Source organism: Pseudomonas sp. Sample_23 (genome assembly GCF_004307595.1).
GTDB classification, from domain to species: Bacteria; Pseudomonadota; Gammaproteobacteria; order Pseudomonadales; family Pseudomonadaceae; genus Aquipseudomonas; species Aquipseudomonas atacamensis.
This window is the reverse complement of record NZ_RCNX01000068.1, coordinates 84,169-94,536: the sequence shown is the minus strand read 5'-3', so window position 1 is coordinate 94,536 and position 10,368 is coordinate 84,169. Positions and strand designations below refer to the sequence as shown.

Here is a 10,368-nt window from a genome sequence, read left to right as displayed (position 1 = left end):
CTCGCCACAATGGTGTTTATAGGCCGTACTTATCGCGCAGCCCGTAATACCAGGCCCCGAGCGCGGCAAACGGTGTGCGTAGCAATTGCCCGCCGGGGAAGGGGTAGTGCGGCAGGTCGGCAAAGGCATCGAAGCGCTCGGCCTGACCGCGCAACGCTTCGGCGAGCACCTTGCCCGCCAGGTGCGTGTAGGTGACGCCGTGACCGCTGCAGCCCTGCGAATAATAGATGTTGTCGCCCAGGCGCCCGACCTGCGGCAAGCGCGAAAGGGTCAGCAGGAAGTTGCCGGTCCAGGCGTAGTCGATCTTCACGTCCTTCAGTTGCGGGAAAGCCTTGAGCATCTTCGGGCGGATGATCGCTTCGATGTTCGCCGGATCGCGAGCGCCGTAAACGACGCCGCCACCGAAGATCAAGCGCTTGTCGGCGGTCAGGCGATAGTAGTCGAGCAGATAGTTGCAGTCCTCCACGCAGTAATCCTGCGGCAAAAGCGCCTTCGCCAGCTCATCGCCCAGCGGCTCGGTGGTGATCACCTGGGTACCGCACGGCATCGATTTGGCCGCCAGTTCCGGTACCAGATTACCGAGGTAGGCGTTGCCGGCGACGATGATGAACCTGGCCCTGACCTTGCCCTGCGGCGTATGCACAACCGGATTGGCGCCGCGCTCGATGCGCACGGCAGGTGATTGCTCATAGATGGTGCCGCCGAGAGACTCGACTGCCGCCGCTTCACCGAGCGCCAGATTCAGCGGATGGATGTGGCCGCCGCTCATATCGAGCATGCCACCGACGTACTGATCGCAACCCACCACTTCACGAATGCGGCGTTGATCCATCAATTCCAGCTGGGTGTGGCCGAAGCGTTCCCACAGGCGCTTTTGCGATTCCAGGTGCCCCATCTGTTTGGCGGAAAGCGCGGCGAATACACCGCCGTCCTTCAGGTCGCATTGGATGTTGTATCTGGCCACGCGCTCGCGAATGATCCGGCCGCCTTCAAAGGCCATTTCGCCGAGCAGTTGCGCCTGCTTGGGGCCGACCGTGCGTTCAATGACGTCGATGTCGCGGCTATAGCTATTGACGATCTGCCCACCGTTGCGGCCCGAGGCGCCAAAACCGACTTTCGCCGCTTCCAGCACGGTTACGCGAAAACCGTTCTCCAACAGGAACAGGGCGGATGACAGCCCGGTATACCCGGCGCCGATCACACAGACGTCCGTCTCCACATCATCCTGCAGCACAGGGCGTGGTGGTACGGCATTGGCCGACGCAGCGTAATAAGACTCTGGGTATTGGGTGTTCGCCATCCTGCCGCCTCTGTTTAATATATTTTACGAGTGCGTCGATCCTACCCGAGTTGAAAAACCTCCGCCAGCCACCGGAAACTCTTCGTCGCTGAGGCGAAATTAAATATTTTGCATATTCATAGGGTTAGGTAAAAAAAAGGTGTTGACACCCCTCCGGAATTCCGTAGAATGCCGCCTCACAGCAGGCACGTAGCTCAGTTGGTTAGAGCACCACCTTGACATGGTGGGGGTCGTTGGTTCGAGTCCAATCGCGCCTACCAAACAAAATCCGCTCTGCTGGGCGGTCTGGAAGGGCTCACCGAAAGGTGAGCCCTTTTTTGTTGTCTGCGATTTGCGCAACGCCTGTTACCGGTCATTTCCGCTTCGCTCTGATCAACTCTCCATTCATTACCGTTTGCGCAAAATGATCAAGCGCCATTTTGGTGCATTCTTCTTCCATTTCGTTGTGGAAAACACCTGAATATCCAAAGGCTTACAGCGCTTTTTCTCCAACCGGTTATCGAAAAAGCCTTGTTGCATGTTGGGAATTTAAGTAACATCCGTTCCGCGTTCACCACCACGGTTTATGCATTTTTAAATCCCAAGCTTCCATCAGCTGCTTGGGATTTTTTTTGCCTGCGATTTGGCGTTTGGGCGCTTGTCCCTCCCTCACCGCCAAGCGAGGCGCGGTTTTTTCGTCTACTACTGACTGGCCGATTTTCAACTCTTTATAAGGGAGTGCGTCGATGCTGAGCCAGTGGGTCCTTGCCGCTATTCATCTATTCGCGTTTGCCTTGGCTTTCTGGGCGGCGCTGACGCGCGGCACAGCTTTCCGAAAACTCTCGGCGGGCACGGGAGAGGTCAGGAGAGTTCTGCTCGCGGATAACTTGTGGGGGCTTTCAGCTTTGACGCTGCTTATCACCGGAGCGATGCGTGCGTTTGGTGGTTACGAGAAAGGCTCTGACTATTACCTGCATCAGCCGCTGTTTCATCTGAAGATGACGCTGTTCTTGCTGATCCTGCTGATGGAGCTGGCACCGATGATCACGCTGATCAAATGGCGCATCGCATCCTCGCGCGGTGCGGCGCTTGATAGCGGACGTGCGAAGTCGTACGCGCGAATCAGTCATGTTGAAGCGCTGCTGCTGATCCTGATGATGGTCGCGGCGACAGGCATGGCGCGTGGCGTGATATTCGCTTAGAAGGCGAAATTCTCCGTGCTCTATCGGAAACGTCCGACAGCCAGCTCCAGAGGTGAAAGGTAATATCGGCGCAACAGAGGAGGGGATGGAAGTGACGGGAATCTGCATGCTTCAGGCGCCGTGCCCAGCGGGGTGAAATGCGGATGGCTAAACGGCGCGTGAATCTTTAGCCAGTCTTGCGCGGGGGCAAAGGGACTGGCTACGTAATGCAAAGTGGCTCAGGGCGTTTGCGGCTTGTCCGGAGCGGTCAGGCCGGCCTGGATGCGTTGGTAAATTTCTTCACGGTGCACTGCCACGTTTTTCGGAGCGTTGATGCCGATGCGGACTTGTTGGCCGCTGACTCCGAGGATGGTGATCGTGATGTCATCACCAATGTTTATGCTTTCACCGACTTTGCGGGTGAGTATCAGCATGGTCTTCTCCTTGATTGCTTGGTAGGGCACCTGATTCAGACAGTGCAGAGGTCGGTGGTATCTATAGATTAGTGCGAAGTCTCACGGTTTGGGTGCCTCTTTCTGACGCGCAGAAGCGGCATTAATTCCCAGGGCGTAACTATACAGAGGCTGCAATCATCATTCTCGTTGTTTTGTGCCCATTTTGCGGGGCTCGCGAAGTATTTTTGAATGATAAGATCGCCGCTTTACGAATTCCGAGGGAAGCGTTGTGCGCAAATTGGTTTGGCTGGTAGCGGCACTGGCATTGGCAGGCTGCGGTGAAGGCAAGAATGTAGATGCGCCGAAGCCTGAGACGAAGGTCGCGGCAGCGCCGGCGGCCGCCGCGCCACAGTGGGATCTGGAAGTGCGTGGCGAGACTCCTCAGGCCGTCAGTGACCTGAGCGGCTGGTTGATTGAGCACGCTTTCGTTCCGACGGTCGTCAAGGACGGCAGCGGTAAAACACGAATTCTGATCGGTCCGTTCAATTCCCAGGCTGACGCCGAGGCGCGCAAGGTGCAGGTCGATGCAGCGCTGGTAAAAGCCAAGAAACAAAATATCGAATCGGTGGTGATCGAGCATCCGCTAACGCCATAAGCGAAGCGCCTTCAAAACACGCTGAACAGACATTAAAAAGGCCTCGAGCATAACGCTCGAGGCCTTTTTATTTCCGCTGCAATCAGCCGCAGGCTTTCAGATTTACCGAGCCGACAAACTCGTTGCCGCGCCCCATCACGCACGCCACGCTCTGGTTGCGCTGACGTTCCCAATCCTGCACTGGATAGGTCTTGTCCCACGCTTCGTACAACTGCCGATCCTGCTTCGATAGGCGCAGTCCGTATTGTTTGCTCATATAAAAATACGTGCGGGCGATCATGCCGCGAATCGAAGGGCGGGGCATGACCTTCTTGGCCTTGAAGTCGACCTGCGTCAGGCAGGAGCCATATTGGCCGGACTGCACCGGCAACCAGCCGTAGCTGAAGTTGCTGCGGTCACCGTTGACCTCGCCAATGCTCGGCACCAGATTGTGCAAGTCAGCTTCGGCCTTTTGATAAACAGGATCGTAACGCGTGCAATTCTTGCGTCCGCCTTGCTGCCAGCACTGCCGCTGATGGCCGATCTGCCAGGCCGGCACGATGTGCTCCCATTCGATTCTCGATGCACGCTTGGCGTTCTTGCGAGGCACATAGCCGCAAGCCTTCAGGTCGACCTTGTTGCCGGTGTACTTGCAGCCGCAGTAAAACTCCGTGGACTGCGGTGCATAAAGTTTCCACGCGGCTTTCTTGGCTTCGGAAAATGTACGTGGGGCGCCAGCCTGGGCGCCCATGGCGAAAAACAACAACAGCAAAGCAACACAGCGGACACTCATTGAGTCAATCTTCCTTCGGCACAACCCAAAAAATCTGCACGCCACCGTCATCGCGATAAGCGAGGGTAACGTTGTCGTTCTCGTCGATTTCCTCGAGCAAGCGCTCCCAGTCATCCATCGGCTCATCCGGCAGACGGAAAATCAGTGCGGCTTTGGCTTTTTGTGCGGTGGGGGAATTGATGATTTTCTGAACGCGCATACCCATGCGTTCGTAAGCGTCAGGAGCAGCAGGAGAGGTGGCCACGAGGTTATCCTTATTAAGCTGTACGTGCATACAGTATTTAACTGTAAGCGATTTCGCAACTGCTTAAAATTCAAGAAAATCCTCTGACAGCGGGTTTCCGGTTTTGGTGTAGGGCTTGTCGAGATTTTTGTGGGAAAAGTATTGGAAGGGTGTAAGCGGGGCACCACCTGCCAAGCTGGCAGGTGATGCGCAATTGCCCGATCGAGACGTGATCAGGCGATGTTCAATCAGTATTCCCAGAACATCCGTTGCAGCTCTTTACTGTCGTTGGTCTTGGTCAGCGCGACCATCGCCAGGATGCGGGCTTTTTGCGGGTTCAGATCGTGAGCGACAACCCAGTCGTATTTGTCGTCAGGCTGTTCGGCGTTACGCAGGACAAAGCCGCCAGCGTTGACGTGGGACGAGCGAATGATCTGCACGCCATCCTTGCGCAGGGCTTGCAGGGATGGAACCACGCGAGAGGATACCGAACCGTTGCCAGTGCCGGCGTGGATGATGGCTTTGGCGCCGGCTTGCGCCAATGCCTTGTAGGCGGTATCGCTGACGTTGCCGTAGGAATAGGCAATTTCTACGTCAGGCAGGCTCTTGATGTTTTTGATGTCGAATTCCGAATCCATGGTGTGCCGCTTGGCCGGCAGGCGGAACCAGTAGGATTTGCCTTCGACCACCATGCCCAGTGGACCCCAGGCGCTCTTGAATGCTTCGGTCTTGATGTTGATCATTTTGCTGACGTCGCGACCGGACTGGATCTCGTCGTTCATGGTCACCAGCACACCTTTGCCGCGCGCTTCTTTGCTGCTCGCCACGGCGACGGCGTTGTACAGGTTGAGCATGCCGTCTGCCGACATGGCAGTGCCCGGACGCATCGAACCGACGACGATGATCGGCTTGTCGGTTTTCTCGACCAGGTTCAGGAAGTACGCGGTTTCTTCGAGGGTGTCGGTGCCGTGGGTGATAACGATGCCGTCCACGTCCTTGCTGTCAGCCAGTTCGGAAACGCGACGACCCAACTGCAGCAGGTTGTCGTTGGTGATGCTTTCCGAAGCGATCTGCATGACTTGTTCGCCACGCACGTTAGCCAGTTTGCTCAACTCGGGAATGCCGGCTATCAGTTGCTCGATACCGACTTTCGCTGCCTGGTAAGTGGCACTGTTGGCGGCACTGGCGCCAGCGCCGGCGATGGTACCGCCGGTGGCGAGAACAACGACGTTGGCCAGTTTGGTCTGGGTTTCGGCTTCTTTTGCCTGAAGGGCAGCAGGCAAGAGCAGGAGGAGGGCCAATGCGCCCGGAATCAAGGTATTGAAAGCAGATTTCATTATTTTTCTCTCTAGTCGTGAGACGGTGCTGATGCAGGTTCATCTAGATGCGCCCCAAGCCGATCTCAATGCCTGAGGTGCAAGGACGGGAGCAGGATTCATACCATGCGTAATGTGCTGGCGGAAAATGTTTAACCCGATGATTTAAATCAACATTTGTCGGTGGCTGGAGCACCGTTGAGGACCCACCCATCCGGGATTCCGAACGACAGCGGGATTCTTGTTCGGCTCGCCGATAGGCAATCTCTGAAAAGCCAGGCGGGTGACAAATCCCTGCTAAAGAAATGTGCTCCCAGGCCGATGCGTCCTCAAGGAAACCAAATCTTAGGAGTTCACATGTCACTGACGGTCGGTTTTGCCAATCCCGCTGCAGTCACCATCGGCGGTAAAACTGCAGCCACGATCAACACCCTGAACGACGCGACCAATGAGGCTTCGGCGCAGGCGCTGGGTACCGAGAAGACTGAGAAGAATCAGGTCAGAACCGGTGGTGGTCCTGTGCAGGAAAACAGTGAAACCGAGGCTGACAGCAATCTCAGCATCACCGTCAAGACACTGCTCAAGCGGATGAAGGAATTGCAAAAGCAACTTCAGGAGCAGCAGCAGCAACTGGCTGCGGCTCAGGCCGCAAGCTATCCGACTCCCGAAGCGAAATCCCAGGCAGTGATGTCGATTCAGGGCCAGATCGCGCAAACCAGCGCCGCACTGGCGGAAGTGGCGGGTGCGTTGGTCAAGGAGATGTCGAAAAGCGCTCCCAGCGGCGGCTTGGTCAATACGACTGCCTGAAGCGCCAAATTGCCAATTCGGCGATTCGACCTACAACAAAAGACGATTTCTGATTGTTGACAAATGTCGGCGGGATTCTCATAGTTCGGTCTACGCAAACGTTTGCGCGGCTTGGAAGGGTATTATCTCCCGGAGCCGTGACGTAGCTTACGTCAGCGCAAACGTTGCTCACAATAATCATAAGATCGGAGTGAACCCATGAAGCTGCCATTCGCCGCACGTCTTCTTGCTGTCGCTATGCTGGCTGCCACAGCCGCCGCACTACCTGTCTCCTCGGCGTTCGCCGAATCTGCAGTAAAACCCAAAGTCGCGCTGGTCATGAAATCCTTGGCAAACGAATTCTTCCTGACCATGGAAGACGGCGCCAAAGCCTACCAGAAAGAACACTCCGCCGATTTCGATCTGATCTCCAACGGTATCAAAGACGAAACCGACACCGCTGGCCAGACTCGCATCGTCGAACAGATGATCCTGGCCAAGGTGAATGCACTGGTGATCGCGCCTTCTGACTCCAAAGCCATGGTGCCGGTTATCAAGAAGGCCGTAGACGCCGGTATCACGGTGATCAACATCGACAACCAGCTCGATCCCGCCGTAGTCAAAAGCAAAAACATCAACGTGCCTTTCGTAGGTCCGGACAACCGCAAGGGTGCACGTCTGGTCGGCGAATACCTGGCTAAGCAACTGAAGGCGGGCGACGAGGTCGGCATCATCGAAGGCGTGTCCACCACCACCAACGCGCAGGCACGCACGGCCGGCTTCAAGGACGCGATGGAAGCCGCGCAGATCAAAGTGGTCTCGCTGCAATCCGGTGATTGGGAAATCGACAAGGGCAACAAGGTTGCCGCTTCGATCCTCAGTGAATACCCCGATGTCAAAGCACTGCTGGCCGGTAACGACAGCATGGCGGTTGGCGCCGTTTCCGCAGTCCGTGCCGCTGGCAAGGCAGGGCAGGTGAAGGTTGTCGGTTATGACAACATCAATGCGATCAAGCCAATGCTCAAGGACGGCCGCGTGCTGGCCACTGCTGACCAGTTTGCAGCCAAGCAGGCCGTGTTCGGCATCGAAACCGCACTGAAGATCATCAAAGGCGAGAAAGTCGACAGCGGTGCCAACGGCGTGATCGAAACACCGGTCGAACTGGTCACCCAGTAAGTCATCTGGCGACACAACGGCGCTCGTCCGTCCGGGCGAGCGCATGGAGATTTCTATGTCAGTTTCCGCCCCGAACGCTGTCCTCTCGGTCAGCGGTATCGGCAAGACCTATGCGCAACCGGTGCTCACCGGCATCGATCTGACGCTGATGCGCGGTGAAGTACTGGCGCTGACCGGCGAAAACGGTGCCGGCAAAAGTACCCTGTCGAAGATCATTGGTGGTCTGGTCACGCCAACCACCGGCCAGATGCAATTCCACGGCAAGGACTATCGTCCGGGCAGCCGTACCCAGGCTGAAGAGCTTGGCGTGCGCATGGTCATGCAAGAACTCAATCTGTTGCCGACGCTGTCGGTGGCGGAAAACCTGTTTCTGGATAATCTGCCGAGCAGCGCTGGCTGGATCAGCCGCAAGCAGTTGCGCAAGGCGGCGATCGAAGCCATGGCGCAAGTCGGCCTCGATGCGATCGATCCGGACACGCTGGTCGGCGAACTCGGTATCGGCCATCAGCAGATGGTCGAAATCGCGCGCAACCTGATTGGCGATTGCCACGTGCTGATCCTCGATGAGCCGACCGCGATGCTCACGGCGCGCGAAGTCGAAATGCTCTTCGAGCAGATCACCCGATTGCAGGCTCGCGGCGTTTCCATCATCTATATCTCTCATCGTCTCGAAGAACTGGCGCGGGTGGCGCAGCGTATTGCTGTGCTGCGTGACGGCAATCTGGTCTGCGTCGAGCCGATGGCCAACTACAACAGCGAGCAACTGGTCACCTTGATGGTCGGTCGCGAACTGGGCGAACACATCGACATGGGGCCGCGCAAGATCGGCGCTCCGGCGTTGACGGTCAAAGGGCTGACGCGTTCGGACAAAGTCCGCGACGTCTCCTTCGAAGTGCGTGCCGGGGAGATCTTCGGTATTTCCGGATTGATCGGGGCAGGGCGCACGGAATTGCTGCGGCTGATATTCGGTGCCGATGCTGCCGACAGCGGCACCATCGCGCTCGGCTCCCCGGCCAAGGTCGTGAGTGTCCGCTCGCCAGTCGATGCCGTACGCAATGGCATCGCGTTGATCACCGAGGATCGCAAGGGCGAAGGGCTGCTGCTCAGTCAGTCGATCAGCGCCAACATCGCCTTGGGCAACATGCCGGAAATCTCCAGTGGTGGTTTCGTCAACAACGGCGACGAAATCTCCCTGGCGCAGCGTCAGATCGAAGTCATGCGTATCCGCAGCTCGAGCCCGACGCAGCTGGTCTCGGAACTGTCCGGCGGCAATCAGCAGAAGGTCGTGATCGGCCGCTGGCTGGAGCGCGACTGTTCCGTGCTGCTGTTCGACGAGCCCACTCGTGGGATCGATGTCGGTGCCAAGTTCGATATTTACGGTTTGCTCGGAGAGTTGACCCGCCAGGGCAAGGCGTTGGTCGTGGTGTCCAGTGACTTGCGTGAGTTGATGCTGATCTGCGACCGGATCGGCGTGCTCTCGGCGGGACGTCTGATCGACACCTTCGAGCGCGACAGCTGGACCCAGGATGATTTGCTTGCCGCCGCTTTCGCCGGCTACCAGAAACGTGATGCGTTGCTCAATGAAGCAGCGCCTAGGGATCTCCCATGAAAACTGCATCTTCTGCCAGTAAACGTAGTGGCAATTTCTTTGGCCTGGGTACTTATCTGGGCCTGGCCGGTGCCTTGCTGGCGATGATTGCGCTGTTCTCGGTCCTGAGCAGCCATTTTCTCTCGTACAACACTTTCAGCACCCTGGCCAACCAGATTCCCGACCTGATGGTGCTGGCGGTAGGCATGACCTTTGTGCTGATCATCGGCGGCATCGATTTGTCCGTCGGCTCGGTCCTCGCGCTGGCCGCGTCGACGGTCAGCGTTGCGATTCTCGGCTGGGGCTGGAGCGTTTTGCCAGCGGCGCTGCTCGGCATGGCGGTGGCGGCTCTGGCCGGCACCATCACTGGCTCGATCACCGTGGCCTGGCGGATTCCGTCGTTCATCGTCTCCCTCGGCGTGCTGGAAATGGCCCGCGGTGTGGCGTATCAGATGACCGGGTCGCGGACTGCGTACATCGGCGATGCGTTCGCCTGGCTGTCGAATCCGATCGCGTTCGGTATTTCACCCTCGTTCATCATCGCTTTGCTGGTGATCTTCATCGCGCAGGCAGTTTTGACCCGCACTGTTTTCGGCCGCTACCTGATCGGCATCGGCACCAACGAAGAAGCCGTGCGGCTGGCCGGGATCAATCCCAAGCCCTACAAGATTCTGGTGTTCAGCCTGATGGGGCTGCTGGCGGGCATTGCCGCTCTGTTTCAGATTTCGCGTCTGGAGGCGGCTGACCCGAACGCAGGTTCGGGCCTGGAACTGCAAGTGATCGCGGCGGTGGTTATCGGCGGTACCAGCCTGATGGGCGGGCGCGGTTCGGTGATCAGCACTTTCTTTGGTGTGTTGATCATTTCCGTTCTGGCAGCCGGTCTCGCGCAGATTGGTGCGACGGAGCCGACCAAGCGCATCATCACCGGCGCGGTAATCGTTATCGCTGTGGTGCTCGACACCTATCGCAGTCAACGCGCCAGTCGCCGGGGCTGAAC

Annotated in this window: 11 protein-coding genes and 1 tRNA gene; 7 read left to right on the top strand and 5 right to left on the bottom strand. The window is 57.5% G+C overall.

The window, feature by feature from the left end; genetic code table 11:
* Nucleotides 1–16 precede the first annotated feature (16 nt).
* Nucleotides 17–1,300 (bottom strand): FAD-binding oxidoreductase, encoded by a 1,284-nt coding sequence (locus tag D8U82_RS18005; RefSeq protein WP_041478544.1) that lies wholly within the window; start codon nt 1,298–1,300, stop codon nt 17–19.
* Nucleotides 1,301–1,483: 183 nt separating this feature from the next.
* Between D8U82_RS18005 and D8U82_RS18000 the strand changes: the two genes are divergently transcribed.
* Together D8U82_RS18000 and D8U82_RS17995 are read left to right on the top strand one after the other, a co-directional pair.
* Nucleotides 1,484–1,560: transfer RNA gene (locus D8U82_RS18000), tRNA-Val, on the top strand.
* 465 nt (nt 1,561–2,025) lie between these two features.
* On the top strand, nt 2,026–2,481 hold the full coding sequence (locus D8U82_RS17995) for a DUF2214 family protein (RefSeq protein WP_125926681.1): 456 nt from the start codon (nt 2,026–2,028) through the stop codon (nt 2,479–2,481).
* A gap of 218 nt (nt 2,482–2,699) precedes the next feature.
* On the opposite strand, the gene csrA is transcribed toward D8U82_RS17995, so the two are convergent.
* Nucleotides 2,700–2,894 (bottom strand): carbon storage regulator CsrA, encoded by a 195-nt coding sequence (gene csrA / locus D8U82_RS17990; protein WP_003179932.1) that lies wholly within the window; start codon nt 2,892–2,894, stop codon nt 2,700–2,702.
* A 250-nt stretch (nt 2,895–3,144) separates the two neighbouring features.
* On the opposite strand from csrA, the gene D8U82_RS17985 reads away from it, so the two are divergent.
* On the top strand, nt 3,145–3,510 hold the full coding sequence (locus D8U82_RS17985) for an SPOR domain-containing protein (protein ID WP_024012401.1): 366 nt from the start codon (nt 3,145–3,147) through the stop codon (nt 3,508–3,510).
* Between the two features lie 82 nt (nt 3,511–3,592).
* Here the strand turns inward: D8U82_RS17985 and D8U82_RS17980 are convergent, their stop codons facing one another.
* The 3 genes from D8U82_RS17980 to D8U82_RS17970 form a co-directional block, all read right to left on the bottom strand.
* Nucleotides 3,593–4,282, bottom strand: a complete 690-nt coding sequence (locus tag D8U82_RS17980) for an endonuclease I family protein (protein ID WP_024012402.1) — start codon at nt 4,280–4,282, stop codon at nt 3,593–3,595.
* Between the two features lie 4 nt (nt 4,283–4,286).
* Nucleotides 4,287–4,556, bottom strand: coding sequence for a DUF1654 domain-containing protein (locus tag D8U82_RS17975; protein ID WP_016774035.1), 270 nt, complete (start codon nt 4,554–4,556; stop codon nt 4,287–4,289).
* Between the two features lie 197 nt (nt 4,557–4,753).
* Nucleotides 4,754–5,842 carry an asparaginase gene (locus D8U82_RS17970; RefSeq protein WP_125915872.1) on the bottom strand — a complete coding sequence of 363 codons (1,089 nt, stop codon included), beginning with the start codon at nt 5,840–5,842 and terminating at the stop codon, nt 4,754–4,756.
* Nucleotides 5,843–6,178: 336 nt separating this feature from the next.
* Between D8U82_RS17970 and D8U82_RS17965 the strand changes: the two genes are divergently transcribed.
* The 4 genes from D8U82_RS17965 to D8U82_RS17950 all read left to right on the top strand — a co-directional run bounded on the left by D8U82_RS17965 (nt 6,179) and on the right by D8U82_RS17950 (nt 10,366).
* Nucleotides 6,179–6,628 (top strand): hypothetical protein, encoded by a 450-nt coding sequence (locus D8U82_RS17965; protein ID WP_016774037.1) that lies wholly within the window; start codon nt 6,179–6,181, stop codon nt 6,626–6,628.
* A gap of 198 nt (nt 6,629–6,826) precedes the next feature.
* Nucleotides 6,827–7,783 (top strand): sugar ABC transporter substrate-binding protein, encoded by a 957-nt coding sequence (locus D8U82_RS17960; RefSeq protein WP_125926680.1) that lies wholly within the window; start codon nt 6,827–6,829, stop codon nt 7,781–7,783.
* A 55-nt stretch (nt 7,784–7,838) separates the two neighbouring features.
* On the top strand, nt 7,839–9,392 hold the full coding sequence (locus D8U82_RS17955) for a sugar ABC transporter ATP-binding protein (protein ID WP_110598884.1): 1,554 nt from the start codon (nt 7,839–7,841) through the stop codon (nt 9,390–9,392).
* Complete coding sequence (locus D8U82_RS17950; RefSeq protein WP_016774040.1) at nt 9,389–10,366, top strand: ABC transporter permease; 978 nt, start codon at nt 9,389–9,391, stop codon at nt 10,364–10,366. The genes D8U82_RS17955 and D8U82_RS17950 overlap by 4 nt, the downstream gene beginning before the upstream one ends.
* Nucleotides 10,367–10,368: the final 2 nt, after the last annotated feature.